This window comes from Pararhizobium sp. A13, assembly GCF_040126305.1.
In the GTDB taxonomy this organism is placed as follows: domain Bacteria; phylum Pseudomonadota; class Alphaproteobacteria; order Rhizobiales; family Rhizobiaceae; genus Pararhizobium.
In genome coordinates, this window is the sequence record NZ_CP149510.1 from 319,897 (window position 1) to 340,181 (window position 20,285).

The 20,285-nt window shown below is 63.6% G+C and carries 18 protein-coding genes; 11 read left to right on the forward strand and 7 right to left on the reverse strand.

Going from position 1 to position 20,285, the window contains the following annotated elements:
* Nucleotides 1-12 precede the first annotated feature (12 nt).
* The 4 genes from glgC (at nucleotide 13) to WI754_RS01600 (ending at nucleotide 4,681) form a co-directional block, all read left to right on the forward strand.
* The gene (glgC, locus tag WI754_RS01585) at nucleotides 13-1,272 is read left to right on the forward strand and encodes a glucose-1-phosphate adenylyltransferase (protein ID WP_349435866.1); all 1,260 of its coding nucleotides are present in this window, start codon (nucleotides 13-15) and stop codon (nucleotides 1,270-1,272) included.
* Nucleotides 1,273-1,275: 3 nt separating this feature from the next.
* On the forward strand, nucleotides 1,276-2,715 hold the full coding sequence (gene glgA, locus WI754_RS01590; RefSeq protein WP_349435867.1) for a glycogen synthase GlgA: 1,440 nt from the start codon (nucleotides 1,276-1,278) through the stop codon (nucleotides 2,713-2,715).
* 6 nt (nucleotides 2,716-2,721) lie between these two features.
* Complete coding sequence (locus WI754_RS01595) at nucleotides 2,722-4,350, forward strand: alpha-D-glucose phosphate-specific phosphoglucomutase (protein WP_349435868.1); 1,629 nt, start codon at nucleotides 2,722-2,724, stop codon at nucleotides 4,348-4,350.
* 121 nt (nucleotides 4,351-4,471) lie between these two features.
* Nucleotides 4,472-4,681 carry a hypothetical protein gene (locus WI754_RS01600; protein ID WP_349435870.1) on the forward strand — a complete coding sequence of 70 codons (210 nt, stop codon included), beginning with the start codon at nucleotides 4,472-4,474 and terminating at the stop codon, nucleotides 4,679-4,681.
* Between the two features lie 68 nt (nucleotides 4,682-4,749).
* Here WI754_RS01600 and WI754_RS01605 read toward each other — a convergent pair whose 3' ends face one another.
* Nucleotides 4,750-4,986, reverse strand: coding sequence for a DUF1127 domain-containing protein (locus WI754_RS01605; RefSeq protein WP_349435872.1), 237 nt, complete (start codon nucleotides 4,984-4,986; stop codon nucleotides 4,750-4,752).
* A 96-nt stretch (nucleotides 4,987-5,082) separates the two neighbouring features.
* Here WI754_RS01605 and WI754_RS01610 point away from each other — a divergent pair, with 96 nt between their 5' ends.
* The 4 genes from WI754_RS01610 (at nucleotide 5,083) to WI754_RS01625 (ending at nucleotide 10,213) form a co-directional block, all read left to right on the forward strand.
* A complete protein-coding gene (locus WI754_RS01610; RefSeq protein WP_349435874.1) occupies nucleotides 5,083-5,976 on the forward strand; it encodes a LysR family transcriptional regulator in 894 nt (297 codons plus the stop codon).
* 611 nt (nucleotides 5,977-6,587) lie between these two features.
* Complete coding sequence (glgX, locus tag WI754_RS01615) at nucleotides 6,588-8,579, forward strand: glycogen debranching protein GlgX (RefSeq protein ID WP_349435876.1); 1,992 nt, start codon at nucleotides 6,588-6,590, stop codon at nucleotides 8,577-8,579.
* A gap of 82 nt (nucleotides 8,580-8,661) precedes the next feature.
* Entirely contained in the window at nucleotides 8,662-9,150 is a 489-nt protein-coding gene (locus WI754_RS01620) for a MaoC family dehydratase (RefSeq protein WP_349435877.1), read from the forward strand.
* On the forward strand, nucleotides 9,143-10,213 hold the full coding sequence (locus WI754_RS01625; RefSeq protein WP_349435879.1) for a DUF2332 family protein: 1,071 nt from the start codon (nucleotides 9,143-9,145) through the stop codon (nucleotides 10,211-10,213). The genes WI754_RS01620 and WI754_RS01625 overlap by 8 nt, the downstream gene beginning before the upstream one ends.
* A 19-nt stretch (nucleotides 10,214-10,232) precedes the next feature.
* Here the strand turns inward: WI754_RS01625 and WI754_RS01630 are convergent, their stop codons facing one another.
* The 4 genes from WI754_RS01630 to WI754_RS01645 are packed head-to-tail and all read right to left on the reverse strand — an operon-like array spanning nucleotide 10,233 to nucleotide 15,374.
* The gene (locus WI754_RS01630) at nucleotides 10,233-10,781 is read right to left on the reverse strand and encodes a sarcosine oxidase subunit gamma (RefSeq protein WP_349435881.1); all 549 of its coding nucleotides are present in this window, start codon (nucleotides 10,779-10,781) and stop codon (nucleotides 10,233-10,235) included.
* Nucleotides 10,774-13,767 carry a sarcosine oxidase subunit alpha gene (locus WI754_RS01635; protein ID WP_349435882.1) on the reverse strand — a complete coding sequence of 998 codons (2,994 nt, stop codon included), beginning with the start codon at nucleotides 13,765-13,767 and terminating at the stop codon, nucleotides 10,774-10,776. The genes WI754_RS01630 and WI754_RS01635 overlap by 8 nt, the downstream gene beginning before the upstream one ends.
* Nucleotides 13,764-14,108, reverse strand: a complete 345-nt coding sequence (locus WI754_RS01640; RefSeq protein ID WP_349435883.1) for a sarcosine oxidase subunit delta — start codon at nucleotides 14,106-14,108, stop codon at nucleotides 13,764-13,766. Before WI754_RS01640 ends, WI754_RS01635 begins: the two co-directional genes overlap by 4 nt.
* A 12-nt stretch (nucleotides 14,109-14,120) precedes the next feature.
* A complete protein-coding gene (locus WI754_RS01645) occupies nucleotides 14,121-15,374 on the reverse strand; it encodes a sarcosine oxidase subunit beta (RefSeq protein ID WP_349435884.1) in 1,254 nt (417 codons plus the stop codon).
* A gap of 416 nt (nucleotides 15,375-15,790) precedes the next feature.
* On the opposite strand from WI754_RS01645, the gene rpsU reads away from it, so the two are divergent.
* The 3 genes from rpsU to WI754_RS01660 all read left to right on the forward strand — a co-directional run bounded on the left by rpsU (nucleotide 15,791) and on the right by WI754_RS01660 (nucleotide 18,348).
* Complete coding sequence (gene rpsU, locus WI754_RS01650) at nucleotides 15,791-16,027, forward strand: 30S ribosomal protein S21 (protein WP_037120916.1); 237 nt, start codon at nucleotides 15,791-15,793, stop codon at nucleotides 16,025-16,027.
* A gap of 254 nt (nucleotides 16,028-16,281) precedes the next feature.
* Entirely contained in the window at nucleotides 16,282-17,208 is a 927-nt protein-coding gene (locus WI754_RS01655) for a tetratricopeptide repeat protein (protein ID WP_349435885.1), read from the forward strand.
* A 78-nt stretch (nucleotides 17,209-17,286) separates the two neighbouring features.
* Nucleotides 17,287-18,348, forward strand: a complete 1,062-nt coding sequence (locus WI754_RS01660) for an FAD-binding oxidoreductase (protein ID WP_349435887.1) — start codon at nucleotides 17,287-17,289, stop codon at nucleotides 18,346-18,348.
* 89 nt (nucleotides 18,349-18,437) lie between these two features.
* Here the strand turns inward: WI754_RS01660 and WI754_RS01665 are convergent, their stop codons facing one another.
* Together WI754_RS01665 and WI754_RS01670 are read right to left on the reverse strand one after the other, a co-directional pair.
* Complete coding sequence (locus tag WI754_RS01665) at nucleotides 18,438-19,838, reverse strand: NAD(P)(+) transhydrogenase (Re/Si-specific) subunit beta (protein ID WP_349435889.1); 1,401 nt, start codon at nucleotides 19,836-19,838, stop codon at nucleotides 18,438-18,440.
* Between the two features lie 10 nt (nucleotides 19,839-19,848).
* Nucleotides 19,849-20,259: a proton-translocating transhydrogenase family protein gene (locus tag WI754_RS01670; protein WP_349435890.1), complete on the reverse strand. Its 411-nt coding sequence runs from the start codon at nucleotides 20,257-20,259 to the stop codon at nucleotides 19,849-19,851.
* Between the last annotated feature and the right edge of the window lie 26 nt (nucleotides 20,260-20,285).

Genomic DNA, 20,285 nt, shown 5'->3' on the forward strand with positions numbered 1-20,285 from the left:
GAGGAAAAATCAATGGAAAAACGCAGCCAGCCCCTCGCCCGTGACGCAATGGCCTATGTCCTTGCCGGCGGCCGCGGAAGCCGCCTGAAGGAACTGACCGACCGCCGCGCCAAGCCCGCGGTCTATTTCGGCGGCAAGGCCCGCATCATCGATTTCGCGCTGTCGAATGCGCTGAATTCCGGTATCCGCCGCATCGGCGTCGCGACGCAATACAAGGCGCACTCGCTGATCCGCCACCTGCAGCGCGGCTGGAACTTCTTCCGCCCCGAACGAAACGAAAGCTTCGACATCCTGCCGGCTTCGCAGCGCGTGTCCGAAACGCAGTGGTACGAAGGCACCGCCGACGCGGTCTACCAGAACATCGACATCATCGAGGATCACGGCGTCGAATACATGGTCATCCTCGCCGGCGACCATATCTACAAGATGGACTACGAGCTCATGCTGCAGCAGCATGTCGATTCCGGCGCCGACGTCACCATCGGCTGCCTGGAAGTGCCGCGCATGGAAGCGACCGGCTTCGGCGTCATGCATGTCGACGACAAGGACCAGATCATCGCCTTCGTCGAAAAGCCGGCCGATCCGCCGGGCATTCCCGGCAATCCGGAGATGGCGCTCGCCTCGATGGGCATCTACGTCTTCCACACCAAGTTCCTGATGGACGTCCTGCGCCGCGATGCGGCCGACCCATCCTCCTCGCGCGATTTCGGCAAGGACATCATCCCCTATATCGTCCAGAACGGCAAAGCCGTTGCCCACCGTTTCAACCAGTCCTGCGTTCGCTCCGATTTCGAGCGCGAGGCCTATTGGCGCGACGTCGGCACGATCGACGCCTACTGGCAGGCCAATATCGACCTCACCCACGTCACCCCGGAGCTCGACATCTACGACAGCACCTGGCCGATCTGGACTTTCGCCGAGATCAAGCCGCCGGCAAAGTTCGTCCATGACGACGAGAACCGCCGCGGCTCGGCAACCTCTTCGCTCGTCTCCGGCGACTGCATCATTTCCGGCGCGGCATTGAACCGCAGCATGCTGTTCACCGGTGTCCGGGTGAATTCCTTCTCCCGCCTCGACGGCGCGGTGATCCTGCCCAACGTCAGGATCGGCCGGCACGCGCAGCTGAAAAATGTCGTCATCGACAGCCGCGTCGTCATTCCGGAAGGCCTCGTCGTCGGCGACGACCCGGAATTCGACGCCAAGCGCTTCCGCCGCTCGGAAAACGGCATTTGCCTGATCACCCAGGCGATGATCGACAAGCTGGACATGTAAGGCATGGAAGTTCTTTCCGTTGCATCGGAAGTCTTTCCGCTGATCAAGACAGGGGGTCTCGCCGACGTGGCGGGCGCCCTGCCGGCGGCGTTGAAGCCGCACGGCGTGCGCATGCGCACGCTGATGCCGGGCTATCCGATCGTCATGCACAAGCTCAAGAAGCCGCAAAAGGTCGGCGGCTTCGACAATCTCTTCGGCCATCCCGCCTCGATCCACGCCGTCGATCATGAGGGTCTCGACCTTCTCGTCCTCGACGCGCCGGAACTGTTCGATCGCGATGGCGGCCCCTATGTCGACAGGCAGGGCTTGGACTATGTCGACAATTTCCGCCGCTTTGCCGCGCTTTCACTGGCAGCCGCCGAGATTGCAGGGGGACTGCTGCCGAGCTGGAAGCCGGACCTCGTTCACGTGCACGACTGGCAGGCGGCGCTGACCCCGGTCTACATGCGCTTTGGCCCGGCCCATGGGATGCCGGTGGTGCTCACCATCCACAACATCGCCTTCCAGGGCCAGTTCGGCCCGGAGGTCTTCTCCCAGCTTGCGCTGCCGCCGGAGGCCTTCTCCATCAGTTTCGTCGAGTATTTCGGCGATGTCGGCTTCCTCAAGGGCGGCCTGCAGACGGCGAACGCCATCACCACCGTCAGCCCTTCCTACGCCCAGGAAATCCTCACGGCCGAATTCGGAATGGGCTTCGACGGCCTGCTGGCGACGCGCCTTTCCCATCTCAGCGGTATCGTCAACGGCATCGACACGGAAGTCTGGAACCCGCAGACCGACACGCATATCGCCGAAAACTACGGTCCAGCGTCGCTGAAAAAGCGCGAGGGCAACCGCAAGGCCCTGTCGGCCCATTTCGGTTTCGACAACGCGCCCGGCCCGATCTTCTGCGTCGTCAGCCGGCTCACCTGGCAGAAGGGCATGGACGTGCTCGCCGAAGTGATCGACGACATCGTCGACAATGGCGGCAAGCTTGCCGTGCTCGGCTCCGGCGATCCCTCGCTCGAAAGCGCCTTCCTGACCGCCGCCGCGCGCCATCCCGGCCGTATGGGCATGGTCACCGGCTATAACGAGCCGCTGTCGCATCTGATGCAGGCCGGCGCCGATGCCATCCTCATTCCGTCACGCTTCGAACCCTGTGGCCTCACCCAGCTCTACGGGTTGCGCTACGGCTGCGTACCGATCGTCGCCCATACCGGCGGCCTTGCCGACACGATCATCGACGCCAACGAGGCAGCCCTTGCGGCACGCGTCGCCACCGGTTTCCAATTCTCGCCCGTTTCTGCTGCGAGCTTGCGCCAGGCGCTTCGGCGCGCCTTCGCCGCCTACCGGCAACCGAAAGTCTGGGCCCGCCTCCAGGCCCAAGGCATGAAATCAGACGTCTCCTGGGATTTGAGCGCGCATCGTTATGCCGATCTTTATTCCAGTCTTCTTGCGAAAGGCTAAGCCCCTATGACCATAACCGTACAAACCACGCCCTATCTGGACCAGAAGCCCGGAACCTCCGGCCTGCGCAAGAAGGTGCCGGTCTTCCAGCAGAAGAACTATGCCGAGAATTTCATCCAGTCGATCTTCGATTCGCTGGAAGGCTTCAAGGGCGATACGCTGGTGATCGGCGGCGACGGCCGCTACTACAACCGGGAGGTCATCCAGATCGCCATCAAGATGGCGGCCGCCAACGGCTTCGGCCGCGTGCTGGTCGGCCGCGGCGGCATCCTGTCGACGCCCGCCGCCTCCAATGTCATCCGCAAATACAAAGCCTTCGGCGGCATCGTTTTGTCGGCCAGCCACAATCCCGGCGGCCCGACCGAGGATTTCGGCATCAAGTACAATATCGGCAATGGCGGCCCGGCTCCGGAAAAGGTCACCGACGCCATCTTTGCCCGCACCAAGACGATCAACCAGTACAAAATAGCCGACGTTCCCGACGTCAATCTCGACATCGAAGGCAGCCAGGACCTGGCCGGCATGGAGGTCGTGGTGATCAACCCGGTCTCCGACTATGCCGAACTGATGGAAAAGCTGTTCGACTTCCCGTCGATCCGCCGCCTGCTGTCAAGCGGCTTCCGCATCGTCTTTGATGCCATGAGCGCCGTCACCGGCCCCTATGCCAAGGAAATCCTCGAAAACCGCCTCGGCGCCGCCAAGGGGTCGGTGCTCAACTTCATCCCGCTGCCCGATTTCGGCGGCCATCACCCGGACCCGAACCTCGTCCACGCCCGCGCCCTCTATGAGGAGATGATGGGCGAGGACGCCCCCGACTTCGGTGCGGCCTCCGACGGCGACGGCGACCGCAACCTGATCATCGGCAAGGGCATCTTCATCACCCCGTCCGACAGTCTGGCCATCCTCGCCGCCAATGCCACCTTTGCCCCGGGCTATTCTAAGGGGCTCGCTGGCATCGCCCGCTCGATGCCGACCAGCGCCGCCGCCGACCGCGTCGCCGAAAAACTCGGCATCGGCATCTACGAGACGCCAACCGGCTGGAAGTTCTTCGGCAACCTGATGGATGCTGGCATGGTCACCATCTGCGGCGAGGAAAGTGCCGGCACGGGCTCCAACCACGTGCGTGAAAAGGACGGCCTCTGGGCGGTGTTGCTCTGGCTCAACATCCTTGCCGTGCGCATGGAAAGCGTCGCCGAGATCACCCGCCAGCACTGGACCACCTACGGCCGCAACTACTATTCGCGGCATGACTACGAAGAAGTCGATACCGACGCCGCCAACGGCCTGGTGACCGCGCTGCGCGATCAGCTCTCCACCCTGCCCGGCAAGAGCTTCGGCAAACTCAAGGTCGCGACCGCCGACGACTTCTCCTACAACGATCCGGTCGACAAGTCGGTAAGCAACAACCAGGGCATCCGCATCCTGTTCGAAGGCGGCTCCCGCGTCGTCTTCCGCCTCTCCGGCACCGGCACCTCCGGCGCGACGCTGCGCGTCTACATCGAACGCTACGAACCCGACGCCTCCCGCCACGACATCGAGACCCAGGAAGCGCTCGCCGACCTGATCACAGTTGCCGACGAGATCGCCGGGATCAAGAGCCGCACGGGCCGAACGGAACCGACCGTCATTACCTGATCGAATGCCCACCCTCCCCTTGAGGGGGAGGGGCGGCGCATTGCGCCGGGGTGGGGTGATCCGCTGAGAACACAGTCATGCCAAGTGCCATGCCGAACCCGGCCACAAAGGAAACGCGACGATGACCGCCGACGATCTCGTCGCCCTCTACAAAGCCGGGAAGTTCAAGGAAGCCCTCGCCGCCGCGATCGGCGCAAACGCAAAGTCCAAATTCTCGCCAACCCGCCTGGTGATGGACAAGCAGGCAGGCAAGCTCAGATGCTACCGGGGAAACAAGCGCGTCGAGAAGGATGAACATGGCGAGTGGCAATTGGCCAAGACTTTGAGCTGACGGGGATCGCTCGGGCCGCGAAGAAACGACGTGAGCCCTCGCATCATAGGTCCGCGGAGCAGCCAGGTTCAACACCAGAACCACGACTTTGCGACCTCGCTCTTGGCTTCTGAGCGCGTGACGCCGATATCGCGAAGTTGTTCGTCGCTGAGTTCCGACAGGGTGATTCGGCTGTTGCGCTTCTCGAAGAAGTGAGCTGCTCGTGACACGAAAGCCAGCCCCACGCTTTTTACAGATATCCAGCATGCCCGGACACCGCTCGGCTCCAGCACGTCAGATCCGTGATCCGGTATGTCTATCGTCATCTCGACTAATCTCCGTCTTCAACTCCCCTCACCATGCGCCGGATCTTTTCATTAAAGAAGATTATGGTACTTATGCATTCCATAAGGAATTCTTTGATGTCTCTCAGTCTCGACCAGCTTCAATCCTTCGTTCACGTCGTCGAACTCGGAAGCTTCACTGCCGCCGCCGAAAAGGCAGCCATTACGCAGCCGGCCGTCAGCCTTCAGGTAAAACTTCTGGAACAGCGCCTTGGCGTCCGTTTGATCGAGCGTGTCGGCAGGCGTGCGCAGCCGACCCCGGCCGGCCTTGAGCTTCTCACCCACGCGAGGAGAATCATCCAGGAATTGAGCGATGCGGAAGAGTCGATGGTGCCCCACAGGAGCGGCATCGCCGGGCGCGTCCGGATCGGAAGCGGCGCGACGGCCTTCATCCACCTCCTACCGCTGGCAATCTCCAAGGCCAAGGCCAGGATGCCGGGGCTGGACATCACGGTTCGCATCGGAAATGCCGATGACATCCTGCGCGATCTGGATTCGAATTCGCTCGATCTTGCGGTGGTCACCATGCCGGCATCGGGAAGATCGCTCGAAGTCGAGGAGTTCTACGAGGACGAGCTTATGGCCGTCGCGCCACGAGGGGCCAGGATGCCCGCAGCAGGGCCGGATGCGGCGTTCATGAGCGAAAAGACACTCCTCGTCTATGAAGGCGGCAATACGCGTCGAAGCATTGAGGAATGGATGTCTGCCGGCGGCATACGGTTAAAGCCCGCCATGGAATTCGGCAGCGTCGAGGCGATCAAGGAACTTGTCGCAGCCGGACTAGGATGGTCTATTCTGCCCGGACTGTCCCTTAAGCGGGACCGGACAGACTTTCTGGAGGCTTGCCCGGTGCGCCCGAAGCTCGTGCGCAGGCTGGGCATCGTCGTCCGTCGCGACAAGCATCTCAGTCGCGGCCTCAGGGAGGTCATGAAAGCCCTGCGCGAAACGAAAGCAGCCCCGGCAGCACGCTGAGAGAAGGCCGGGGATCAAACAGCGGATGGACCAAACGGAACCGACGGTTATGACGTGATCGAAGCACCCGAAAGTAAGGTCAACATGCGAGCCAAACCACGGCGGATTTCCCGGGCGTGGGTGACGGTGTTTCGGCAGTCTCCCACCCTCCCCTTGAGGGGGAGGTCGCGCGAAACGCGCGGGTGGGGTGTTCGTCAGGGGCGCGCAAAAGTCACCCCACCCCGGAGCTTCGCTCCGACCCTTCCCCTCAAGGGGAGGGTGAAAGTCGGCCACGGACCCCGATCGACCGAGGGGAAAGTCCGACGACATGACGGCGGGGAGGAAAGCGCATAACGCCAACGCCAGAAGGCACGGCATTTTCCCTCTTCTCCCCCACGGGGAGAGGTGGCCCGCAGGGCCGGATGAGGGGGAGCCGCTTGCTCGACCGCCTGCCGCCCCGCCCCCTCATCGCCTCGCCAAGGCGCGGCACTTCCCAACGTGAGAAGTGGGGAGATTCACGCCCCTTGGAGGAGAGGTAAACTTACCCCTTGCAACCCGCCTCGGGACAAATCAGTGTCAAATCAAGCTGCCCTGCTCCTCACGCCTGCCTGATCAATCCCAAGGTGACCCCGATGCCGAACCTGCCCGCACCCTCGCCTCTCGGCGCCACGACCGGAGATGCCGGCACGACCTTCGCAGTCTGGTCCACCTCCGCCGCCGGCATCGAACTCTGCCTCTTCGATGCAACGGGAGATATCGAGTTGCGCCGCCTGCCGATGCAGCGCAGCGAGGAAGGTGTTCACAGCCTGACAGTCACCGACGCAGCCGCCGGCACGCGCTATGGCTTCCGCGCCTGGGGACCATACGCACCGGATCAGGGCCTCTGGTTCGACCCCGCCAAACTCCTGGTCGATCCCTATGCCCGCGAACTCGACCGCCCCTTCCGCTACGAGCCGCGCCTCTCGGTGTTCGGCGATGACACCGCCGACCTCGTGCCGAAGGCAATCGTGACGGAGCCAACGACGGCACGGATAGCTGCGCCGCTCTTCCAGCCCGGCGGCCTCGTCTACGAAATCGCGGTGCGCCCCTTCACCATGCTCCACCCGGATATCCCCGAAACCCTGCGCGGCACGGTCGGCGCGCTGGCGCATCCGTCCATCATCGCGCACCTCAAGCGCCTCGGCGTTTCCGCCGTCGAGCTCATGCCGATCACCGCCTGGATCGATGAGCGCCATTTGCCGCCGCTCGGCCTCACCAACGGCTGGGGCTACAATCCGATCGCCCTCATGGCGCTCGATCCGCGCCTGGTGCCCGGCGGCATGACGGAACTGCGCGATACCGTGGCGGCCCTGCATGCGGAAGGCATCGGCGTCATCCTCGATCTCGTCTTCAACCATTCCGGCGAAAGCGACCGGCTGGGCGCGACGCTCTCGATGCGCGGCCTCGACAACCCCACCTATTACCGCCATGCCGAAGGCCGGCCCGGCGAACACGGCGAGCCCCGCGAGTTGGTCAACGACACCGGCTGCGGCAATACCGTCGCCTGCGATCACCCCGTGGTGCGCCGCCTGATTCTCGACAGTCTTTGCCACTTCGTCCTCTCGGCCGGCGTCGATGGCTTCCGCTTCGACCTCGGCTCCATCCTCGGCCGCGACATGAACGGCTTCCGCAGCGACGCCGCGCTTTTGACGGAAATGCTGGCCGATCCGCTCCTCAAGGACCGCATCTTGATTGCCGAACCCTGGGACATCGGCCCCGGCGGCTATCAGCTCGGCAATTTCCCGGCCCCCTTCCTCGAATGGAACGACCGCGCCCGCGACGACCTGCGCCGCACCTGGCGCGGCGACCGTCACATCATCGGCGACCTGGCGACGGCGCTGGCCGGCTCCTCGAACATCTTCTCGCGCAACGGCGGCACTGAGACGCGCAGCATCAACTTCATCGCCGCCCATGACGGCTTCACGCTGATGGATCTCGTCTCCTATGCCGGCAAGCACAACGAGGCCAACGGCGAGTACAATCGCGACGGCCACAATGAAAATCACTCCTGGAACAATGGTGCCGAGGGTGCGACGGATGATCCCGAGGTCCTCGCCTTCCGCCGCCGCGACGCCATGGCCCTGCTCTCGACATTGTTTGCTACGCGCGGCACGATCATGCTGACGGCCGGCGACGAGGCCGGTCGCAGCCAGCACGGCAACAACAACGCCTATTGCCAGGACAACGAGATCACCTGGCTCGACTGGACCGCGCTGGAAGAGGACCTCATCGCCCACACCGCAGCCCTGTCGCAGATCCGCTCACGCTTCGATGTCTTCCGCGAGACCGAATTCTTTAGAGGAAACGGCGATGTCGAATGGCTGAGGCTCGACGGCCAGCCGATGACCGTCGGCGACTGGGAAAGCCCCGCGACCGATAATCTGATGATGGTTCTTTCGACCGGCGACGCTGTGCAGAACCGGAGCACCCGCCTTGCCGTCGTGATCAACCGCAGCCATGCCCCGCATCCCTTCCATCTGCCGCAGCGGCAGGAAGCCCGGTGGCAAAACCTTCTGCCCTCGCACGAGGCTGGCAACGGAATAATCGCCGCGCGGAGCGTCGGTTTCCACGTGGAAATTCTATAAGTCTATACTGCCCGCCTGATTGCCGTTTTTCACAAGAGCGGCATATAGAGAAAACGGGGGATGTTTTTGATCGGGAAAGAGAATGCCGCAGGAAATTTCGCTGTCTGACGTCAAGGATCTCGTCGGCAAGGAGATCGGGGTCTCCGACTGGATCACGGTTACGCAGAAGACCATCGACGGTTTTGCCGATGCCACCGACGACCACCAGTTCATCCACACCGACCCGGTGCGGGCGGCAGCCGAAACGCCCTTCGGCGGCACGATTGCGCACGGGTTCCTGTCGCTCTCGCTCTTGTCGGCGATGAACTACAACTGCCTGCCCAAGGTGCGCGAGCAGACCATGGGCATCAATTACGGCTTCGACAAAGTGCGTTTCATGACGCCGGTGAAGTGCGGCGCCAGAGTGCGCGGCCGCTTCACCATGGCCGAGGCCCGCTTCCGCGGCGCCGGCATGCTGATGGTCACCTACGACGTCACCGTCGACATCGACGGCGAGCGAAAACCGGCACTCACCGCCAACTGGCTGACCATCATCCAGTTCGACCCGAAGGACCGGCCGGAAGATGCCTGACGGCCGGACGACAGAGCAGACCGTCCGTCTCGCTTTCGTCACGCAGGCCAAGGCCTGCCAGAGCCTCGGCTCGCCCTTCACCGCCAGCCTCTGTACACTCGCCTCCCGGCTGCTGACCGCCGACTATCCGGTCGGCGCAAAGATCCTGTCATGGCCGGGCGATCCCTCGCCCTACGGCGATTCCGTGCCGCTCCGCCTTGCAGGCGCCCTGCATGCGCTGGTGCTCGCCAAGGCGGATCCAAAACTTGTCGCCGCCTATCCGCCTCACGCGGCCGAAGCGGATGATCTTTGGAATGCCGTTGAAAACGCCTGCCGCACGCATGTGCCCTTTATTCTTGAGCGCCTGAAATCGGCACCGCAGACGAACGAGGTGCGCCGCTCCGCAGCCCTGCTTCCCGGGTTCCTGACGATTTCCAGCCTGTGCCGCAAACCGCTGGTACTGTCGGAAGTCGGCGCCAGTGCCGGCCTCAACCTGTATTGGGACCACTATGCCTACCGGCTGGGCGAGATGTCTTGGGCCTTGCGGCCGTCGCCGGTGATGCTGGCGCCGGAATGGAAAGGGCCCACGCCACCGAATATCGCCGTCCATGTCACAAGTCGCGCCGGCTGCGACCTCAACCCGCTGGACCCGGCGCGCGATGAGGACGCCATGCGGCTCCTGTCCTATCTCTGGGCCGATCAGACCGACCGGCTGAAACGCACGCGCCTTGCGCTCGCCATCGCCGCCAATCATCAGGCCGTCGAAAAGGCGGACGCGGTTGACTGGCTGGAGCAACGGCTTGGCACCGTTCAGGAGGATCAGGTGCACGTGATCTACCACACGATCGCCTGGCAATACCTGCCGAAATCGTCACAGCAAAAGGGTGAAGCGCTGATCGCCGCAGCCGGCGAGCGAGCGACGGAGAGAGCACCACTCGCACGCCTGCAGATGGAAGCGGATGGCCAGAAGAACGGCGCCGCGCTGACGCTGCAGATTTGGCCTTCAGGTGAAAAACACCTGATCGGCCGCGCCGATTTTCATGGCCGCTGGGTGGATTGGATCGGCTGGCCCGGCCTGCATTGAGGCCGGGCGTATTGCAAGGTCAGTTGCCCGCATCCTCGGCAGCCTCATTCAGAAGCCCCGAAACGTAAGGTGCGAACGAGCGCCAGCACTCGACCCGGAATGTATCCTCGGCGGTGCGCAGAAGCACGACTTCCGCCTTGCCGAGAACGGTGCGCGAGCAGGCGCCGACCGGGAAGACGCCGAGCGACAGATCCTGCGGGCAGCCGCCATTGACCGCCACGGCCGCGCCGCGGCCCTTGACGAGAATGGCGGTGTTGCGGTGGGAAATATCGGTCGCCGAATGCAGCACGCCGCTCGATGCGACGGCCGCCATCAGGTCGGCCCCGTTCTCGTCGATGATCAGCCACTCATCGGGACCGAGCCACAGCGCATGGCGGCCGTTCGTCGAGGCCGAGGTCTTGGCCTTGGTGGGCAGCGTAACCCCGAGAACGCCCGAAAGCGCCGAGACGGCATCCGGCTTCGCCCGCAGCGAAAGCCGGGTTGCCGGTGCGGCGACCGAGAGCGCGGCGGCGCCGGAGCCGCCATGGAAGCCGGAGAGCGGCAGAGTGCGGGTTGCCAGATCAGCCATTGATGCGGCCTCCTTCCTTGTCAAAGAACACCATGTCGCTCACCTCGACGGCAATCGTCCTGTCGGGCATCGGCACATAAAGCGTCTGCCCGATCTTTTCTTTGCCGCCGGCTACCAGAGCCAGCGCGATCGACCGGCCGCAGTTTTCCGACCAGTAGGACGAGGTCACATGCCCGATCATCGTCATCGGCAGTGCCTGGTTCGGATCGGCAACGATCTGCGCGCCCTCTTCCAGCACGACCTTCGGATCCTTGGTGAGCACACCGACGAGCTGCTTGCGGCCATCGGCCACCAGGTCGGGACGGCGCAGGCCGCGGATACCGACAAAGTCCGGCTTCTTCTTGCCGACCGCCCAGCTGAGCGACGCATCATCCGGCGTCACCGTGCCGTCGGTGTCCTGGCCGACGATGATGTAGCCCTTCTCGGCGCGCAGGATGTGCATCGCCTCGGTGCCGTAGGCGCAAGCGCCCATCGGCTCTGCCTGTGCCCAGATCGCCGCCCAGACGGCCGGGCCGAAATCGGCGGGGACGTTGACTTCGAAGCCGGTTTCGCCGGTGAACGACATGCGGAACAGCCGGGTCGGCACGCCGCAGATCTTGCCCTCGCGAACGCTCATATGCGGAAACGCTTCGTTCGACAGATCGATGCCTTCCACCAGCGGCGCGATGATCTCGCGCGCCTTCGGACCCTGAACCGCGATGACGGCCCACTGTTCGGTGGCAGAGGTCAGCCAGACGTTCAGATGCGGGAACTCGGTCTGGAGATAGTCCTCCATGTGGTTCATGACACGGGCAGCACCGCCCGTCGTCGTCGTCACATGGAAGCGGTCCTCCGCCATGCGGCCGACGACGCCGTCGTCATAGATGAAGCCGTCTTCGCGCAGCATGATGCCGTAGCGGCAACGGCCGGGTTTCAGCGTGTCCCAGCTGTTGGTGTAGATGAGGTTCAGGAACTGCGCCGCATCCGGGCCGACGACCTCGATCTTGCCGAGCGTCGAGGCATCGAAGATGCCGGCAACATCACGCACCGTCTTGCATTCGCGGTTGACCGCCTGATGCATGTCTTCGCCGGCGCGCGGATAGTACCAGGCGCGTTTCCACTGGCCGACATCCTCGAACACCGCGCCCTGGGCTTCTTCCAAAGCATGCATCGGCGTCTTGCGGGTCGGGTCGAACAGTTCGCCGCGCGAGTGGTTGATCAGCGTTCCAAACGTGACTGGCGTATAGGGGGCGCGGAAGGTGGTGAGGCCGACCTTCGGGATTTCGCGGCCAAGCGTTTCGGCAGCAATCGCCAGACCATGGATGTTGGACAGCTTGCCCTGATCGGTTGCCATGCCATTGGTCGTGAAGCGCTTGATATGCTCGATCGAGTGCATGCCTTCGCGCACGGCAAGGCGAATGTCCTTGGCGCAGACGTCGTTCTGGAAATCGATGAAGGCCTTGACGGTCGTGTCCGGTCCGGCTCCTTCAGCCGCCCCTGCCATGCCGCCGGTCCAGGCAAAGGCATTGCCGCCATGAACGTCGATCTTCTGCGCGGCGGTAAAGCCGGATGCATTCGACATCAGTTCGCCGGCCGCCAGCGATTCCTCGATGGTCGCCTGCAGATCGTTGGTCCCGTTGCAGGCGCCGACGGACAGGCAATCCTGCGCGTAGGTGCCGGGCAGGAAGCGCTGGCTTTCGAAGTCGTAGGACACCTTGCCGCGCGACTGAGAGAACATATGGACGGATGGCGTCCAGCCGGCCGAGACCAGGAGGGCGTCGATGGCTATCGAACGGGCACGTCCGCCGCCATTGCGCGCAACGGACATCGACGAGACGCGCAGCTTGCCGGCGGTATCGACGACGGCGTGGCCGGCGAGAACCTCGATGCCGAGCTTGCGCGCCTCGGCCAGAACCGCCTCGCCCGGCTTCTCGCGACTGTCGACGATGGCAGCGACGGTGATGCCGGCACGCTTCAGATCGAAGGCAGCCTCATAGGCGCTGTCGTTCGCCGTATAAACGCCGATCTTCTTGCCGACGGCGACGCCGAAGTGATTGAGGAAGGTGCGGGCGGCAGACGCCAGCATGATGCCGGGACGATCATTGTTGGCGAACACCATGTGGCGCTCGATGGCACCGGTGGCGATGATGACGCGTTTCGCCCGAACCTGCCAGAGACGCTCGCGCGGCAGCTTGCGGTCCGGCTTTGCCAGATGCTCGGTGACACGTTCGCTTAGCGCCACGAAATTCTGGGCGTAGTAACCGAAGGCGGTCGTGCGCGGCAGAACGGTGACGTTCTCCATCTGCGCCAGATCAGCGGCGGTCGCTTGAGCCCAGGTGAAGCCCTCAAGCCCGTTGACGGTAACGCTCCTGTCGTAATGCAGCGCACCGCCGACTTCCGCTTGTTCGTCGCAGATGATGACCCGTGCACCGGTCTTGGCGGCAGCCAGCGCTGCCGAGAGGCCGGCAACACCGGCGCCTATCACGAGCACGTCGCAGTGGGCGTAGCGGCTCGAATAATGGTCGGTATCGTCCTCGGTCGGCGAGACGCCCAGACCGGCAGCGGCGCGGATCCGCGGCTCGTAGACATGCTTCCAGGCCTGCTTCGGCCACATGAAGGTCTTGTAGTAGAATCCGGCGGCAAAGAAAGGCGACAACAGGTTGTTGACCGCGCCGACATCGAAAACGAGCGACGGCCAGCGGTTCTGCGAAATCACTTTCATGCCGTCGAAGACTTCCTGAACCGTGGCGCGCACGTTCGGCTGCTTGCGGGCGGCATCGCGCTCGACGCCGATCAGGGCATTCGGCTCCTCTGCGCCGGCCGAGACGATGCCGCGCGGACGATGATACTTGAACGAACGGCCAACGAGATGGACGCCGTTGGCGAGAAGTGCGGAGGCGACGGTGTCGCCTTCGAGCGCAGCGTAGCTCTTGCCGTCGAAGAAGAAACGCGCGGTCTTTGCAGGGGTGAGACGGCCTGCACCGGGGATACGATTGGCGCCGCTCATTTCGCGTTCGACTCCGTGGCTTCATAGGTTTCGACTATCGCTTCCGTCGCCGGGCGCTGCGTGCTGATATCGGGCTTCGGCTGACCCGCCTTGTAGGTCGTCACGAACTTGTCGCTGACCGTGTCGCGAGCCGCGTTGAAGAAGCGGCCGCAGCCATTCAGGTGCCGCCAGCGCTCGAAGGTCAGGCCCTTCACATTGTCGCGCAGGAAGAAGAATGCCTCGAATTCCTCGTCGGTCATCTCAGTCATGTTGGTCGGCCGGGCGATATGGGCGTCGCCGGCCTGGCGGAATTCGAGCTCGGAACGCTCTTCCTCGCAATAGGGGCAATAGATCAGAAGCATGGTGTTTTCCCCTTAGTGCGCAACGGCCGCGGCGGCCGCTTCGTCGATCAGGCGGCCGGTGCGGAAACGTTCCAGCGTGAACGGCGCGTTGATCTTGTGCGGCGCGTCGTTGGCGATGGTGTGGGCAAAGACATTGGCCGAGCCCGGCGTTGCCTTGAAGCCGCCGGTGCCCCAGCCGCAGTTGACGTAGAGGCCGGGAACCGGCGTCTTGGCCAGGATCGGCGAACGGTCCGGCGTCACGTCGACGATGCCGCCCCAGGAGCGCATCATCTTCATCCGGCGGAAGATCGGGAAGAGTTCGCAGATCGCGTCCAGCGTATGGGTGATGATCTGCAGGCCGCCGGTCTGGGAATAGGAGGAATACTGGTCGGTGCCGGCGCCGATGACCAGTTCGCCCTTGTCGGACTGCGAGATATAGGCGTGAACCGTGTTCGACATGACGACACAGGGGAAGATCGGCTTGACCGGTTCAGACACCAGCGCCTGCAGCGGATAGCTGACCAGCGGCATGCGCACATCGGCCATTTCCATCAGCACCGAGGTATGGCCGGCGGCAACGACGCCGACCTTCTTCGCACCGATATAACCGCGATTGGTCTCGACCCCGGCGATCGCGCCATTGGCGTGGCGGCGAAGGCCGGTAACTTCGCAATTCTGGATGATGTGCACGCCGCGGTCGGCGGCAGCGCGGGCATAGCCCCAGGCGACGGCATCGTGGCGGGCGGTACCGCCGCGGCGCTGCAGGGCGGCACCGTTGATGGGGTAGCGGGCGGTGCGGGAAATATCGAGCGGCGGGCAGAATTCCTTGGCCTGCTCCGGCGTCAGCCATTCATTGTCGATGCCGTTCAGCCGGTTGGCGTGAATGTGGCGCTTGAACACCTGCTGGTCATGGATGTTGTGCGACAGCATCATCACGCCGCGCGCCGAATACATGACGTTGTAGTTCAGGTCCTGGCTGAGGCCATCCCAGAGCTTCAGCGCATGGTCATAGATGCCGGCACTTTCGTCATAGAGATAGTTGGAGCGGATGATGGTAGTGTTGCGCCCGGTATTGCCGCCGCCGAGCCAGCCCTTTTCGAGCACGGCGATATTGGTGATGCCGTGCTCCTTGGCAAGGTAATAGGCGGTGCCGAGGCCATGGCCGCCGGCGCCGATGATGATGACATCATACTCCTTGCGCGGCTCGGGCGAGGTCCACTGCGCCTCCCATCCCCTGTGGCCGCGCATCGCTTCGCGAGCGACAGCAAAAACCGAATATTTGCGCATCCGCCTTCACACTCCGTAGGTCCCGCCAAAAGGCCGGTGAATTTCCTTGGTCGACGCTAGAAATCGCAAATCCCGAACTTCCGCAACGTTTCTTTTGCGACGCGAGACGGCGCGAGTCGCACGAGTTGCGACATGCCGCAATTTGATTTCCGATCACACGATCCTATCGCTCCGACGGACCGTACCAGACACGAGGTGAATGGCACCGCTGTGACCAAAGAGCGGGCTTTGCCGGAAAAGCACGGTCTTTCCCGCAAAATTCATAGGCCGGCGCAACTCGTGTCTGGACTTTGACGGATCGATCTGGTATCCGCTCTTTTCAATCGTAGGGCCTTCTGGCTCAGCGAACCTATTTTTTTGCCTCGTTGACCTGACTTCATGAGGCGATCACTCGAAACCAAAGGAACGGGATTAACGTGCAGGTACTAGTCCGCGACAACAACGTCGATCAAGCGCTTCGCGCACTCAAGAAGAAGATGCAGCGCGAAGGCATTTTCCGCGAAATGAAGATGCGCGATTACTACGAGAAGCCGTCCCAGAAGCGCGCCCGCGAAAAGGCTGAAGCCGTTCGCCGCGTTCGCAAGCTGGCTCGCAAGCGCGCACAGCGCGAAGGCTTGGTTTCGGGCGGCCGCACTGCGGCTCCGGCACGCTGATCCGCGCTTCCCGCGCATCAGACGCGTAGTTCCGGCGGGGGCGACATGGTCGCCGCCGCCTTTTCTGTTTGAACCGCCGCTTCAGGCAGCCCGTTCGAACCTTGTGTGTCCGGAATATCCGGACACATGCCGCGAGTGCGCCTGGCGCGCTAAAATGTCTGCGGACATGGAGCCGGCATCCACGGAGATGCATTTGAGTTGCTCCTCGTTGAAACTGCGCATGGCGATCCGGGAAGCCACTGCAGGCTCGGACCATGCGCCCGAGGCTTCGCTTAACTGAGGGATCACGCTTGACATTGACTGCCAAGACTGCGGATTTTTCCGATCATTCCGGCCCGCGCGCCGCGCCTGCCAACCGTAGCGGCTTTGCTCTTGCCTCCATGCTGACCGTTGCCGCGGCGCTGACGCTCTCCGGCTGCACGACGGCGGATACATCCGGCGACATGATGCGCGTCGAGCGGGCTCAGGGATCCGAGGAAAACATCGCCTCCCTGTCCGGCGTAATCTCGGCCAATCCGAGCGATCCGGAAGGCTACAATGTCCGCGGCTCGGCCTATGGCCGCGCGGGTGAATTCCGCCGGGCTCTCGCCGACTTCAACAAGGCGATCGAACTCAATCCGCGATTCTACCAAGCCTACGCCAACCGGGCGCTGGTCGAACGCAACATGGGCGACCAGGCGGCAGCGCAGGCGGACTACAACGCGGCCCTGCAGATCAATCCGCGCTACGACGTCGCCTTCATCGGCCGCGGCAATCTGTATCGCCAGGCCGGCCAGCTCGATCAGGCCTTCAACGATTTCAACAAGGCGATCGAGCTCGACACCACCGATCCCCGCGCCTACCACAATCGCGGCCTGATCTACCAGGCACGCAAGCAGCATGCGCAGGCGATCGAGGATTTCTCGACCGCGATCTCGCTAGCGCCGAATTCGCCGGAGCCCTATAACGGCCGCGGCATCTCCTATGTCGCCATGAACGATGACGACAACGCGTTCTCGGACTTCAACACCGCAATCACGCTAAACGGCAAGATCGCCGAATCCTGGGCCAACCAGGGGTTGGTCTACGAGCGCCGCGGCGACAAGGCGAAGGCGGCGAAGTCCTACTCGTACGCGCTGTCGCTCGACACCAAATACGAACCGGCCCGCGCCGGTCTCGCCCGCGTCAAGGCCGGGGGCTGACCTCCTCCCGGTTTGACTTGCTACAGGCCGGCTGAATATCGTCCCGGAGTGTGATTCATTCTCCGGGATTTTTGTATCATGGCCTCAGAACCCGTCATCGTCGTCGGCGCCGGAATCATCGGAGCTTCGATTGCCTGGCATCTGACCGAGGCGGGCGCCAGTGTCGTGGCTCTCAGCAGCAAGCAGGGCGGCGTCGCGACACCGTCTTCCTTCGGCTGGATCAACGCGAGTTGGGGCAATCCCGAATTCTACTGTCGCTTTCGCATCCACGCGATGAATGAGTGGGGTCGTTTGGCGCAGGCCGTTCCAGGCGTCCAGTTTTCACGATGCGGCGGCATCTGCTGGGATTTGCCGCCGCCGAAGCTGGAGGACTATGCCCGTGAGCACAGCGCGTGGGGCTACAACATCAGGAGAATCGATCGGGAGGAAATCGCCCGCCTGGAACCAAACCTTACCGGTCTGCCGGACTTCGCGCTGCACGCAGTCGAGGAAGGAGCCGCCGAGCCTATGGCCGCCGCCATCGCACTGATCGCCGATGCCGAACGCAGGGGTGCGACGATCCTGACTGGCGTTCACGCAACCGCCCTTGTCAGCAAGGGCGGCCGCATGGCTGGCGTCGTCACCACGGCGGGCGAGATCGCCGCCAGTCGCGTCGTGCTTGCTGCCGGCACGGACACCGCACGGCTCGCTTCCTCCGTTGGAATAGACATCCCGCTTGAAGCGCCCCCGGGCCTGCTCGTCCACTCCCGCCCGGCACCAAAGGCGCTAAACGGCCTCGTCATGGCGGACAAGGCGCATATCCGGCAGACACGGGAGGGGCGCATCGTCGCCGGCAGCGACTTTGGCGGCACAGATCCGGGAGGGGAGGCGAACAAGGCAGCGGCGGAACTGTTTGCTGCCGTCCAGGCATTGCTGCCGAATGTCTACCTTGAAATGGACTTCCACACTGTTGGTTACCGACCCACACCCAAGGACGGCTTCCCCATCGTCGGTCCGACGGACTGCGCCGGGCTCTACGTTGCCGCGCTGCATTCCGGCGTGACGCTTGCACCGCTCGTGGGACGCCTTGCGGCTGCGGAAATCCTCACTGGTGAAAGTGAGCTGATGCTTGATCCCTACCGGCTCTCGCGCTTCGCCTGAGGACTGCGGTCTGCGTCAAACCGGCCCCCCAACAAAAATGCCCGCTCGCCGGCGGGCATTTTTTGTTCCTCAACGCGTCGTTCGAGGCCTCAGTGGTTCATGGCCTTGACGATATCGTCGGTCATTTTCTTGGCGTCGCCGAGCAGCATCATGGTGCCGTCCTTGTAGAACAGGGTGTTGTCGATGCCGGCATAGCCGGAGCCGAGCGAGCGCTTGACGAACAGGCAGGTCTTGGCCTTGTCGACGTCAAGGATCGGCATGCCGTAGATCGGCGAGGTCTTGTCGTCGCGGGCGGCCGGGTTGGTGACGTCGTTGGCGCCGATGACGTAGGCGACGTCGGCCTGGGCGAACTGCGAGTTGATGTCCTCGAGCTCGAACACCTCGTCATAGGGCACGTTGGCCTCGGCCAGCAGCACGTTCATGTGGCCGGGCATGCGGCCGGCGACCGGATGGATGGCGTAGGTCACCTCGACGCCGGCAGCCTTCAGCGCGTCGGCCAGCTCGCGCACCGCATGCTGCGCCTGGGCGACGGCCATGCCGTAACCCGGCACGATGATCACCTTGGAGGCATTGGCCATCAGGAAGGCGGCATCGTCGGCCGAGCCCTGCTTGACCGTGCGGCTGACGCCGTCATCGCTGGCGACCGCGCCGTTGTCGCCGCCGAAGCCGCCGAGAATGACCGAGACGAACGAGCGGTTCATGCCCTTGCACATGATGTAGGAGAGGATCGCACCCGACGAGCCGACCAGCGCGCCGGTGACGATCAGCGCCAGGTTGCCGAGCGTGAAGCCGATGCCGGCGGCGGCCCAGCCGGAATAGGAGTTGAGCATCGACACGACCACAGGCATATCGGCGCCGCCGATCGGCACGATCAACAGCACGCCGAGCGCCAGCGACAACGCGACGATCGCCCAGAAGTCGAAACGGCTTTCGGACGCGGCGAGGCCGACGATGAAGAAGACGATCAGCACCAAAAGCGCGATGTTGATGAGATGCCGATAGGGCAGCAGGATCGGCTTGCCCGACATGCGGCCATCGAGCTTCAGGAAGGCGATGATCGAGCCAGTGAAGGTGATGGCGCCGATGGCGACGCCGAGCGCCATTTCGACCAGCGCCTGGGCATGGATATGGCCGATCTCGCCGATGCCGAAGGAGGACGGCGTATAGAGCGCCGAGGCGGCGACCAGGACGGCGGCAAGCCCGACCAGCGAATGGAAGCCGGCGACCAGCTGCGGCATCGAGGTCATGGCGATCGAGCGGGCGATATAGGCGCCGGCGCCGCCGCCGATGGCCAGGCCGACGACGATCAGGACAAAACCACCGAGCGACGGCGTCGCCAGCAAAAGCGTCGTCAGAATGGCGATGGCCATGCCGGTCATGCCGAGGATATTGCCGCGGCGCGAGGTGGTCGGGTGCGACAGGCCGCGCAGCGCCATGATGAACAGCACGCCGGAGACGAGGTAGAGGAAGGCTGCGATATTGGGTGACATCAGGGCCGCCTCACTTGTCTTTGCGTCTGTACATGGCGAGCATGCGCTGGGTGACCAGGAAGCCGCCGAAGATGTTGACCGAGGCGAGGATCAGCGCCACGAAGCCGAAGCCGGTGGCAAGGCCGGAGGCCGAGATGCCGACCGCCAGCAGCGCGCCGACGACGATGACCGAGGAAATCGCGTTGGTGACGGCCATCAGCGGCGTGTGCAGGGCCGGCGTCACCGACCAGACGACGTAATAGCCGACGAAGATCGACAGCACGAAGATCGCCAGCTGGAAGACGAACGGGTCGATCGCGCCGCCGCTCAATCCGTGGGCGGCAGCCCCCGCCGCATCCGGCACGTATTCGGCTGCCGTGCGCACCGCTTCGACCGCCCGGTCGAGGTCGCCGATCGCCTTGTCGAGAAGGTCATTGGCCATCAAACATCTCCCTGGGACGGCCGCAC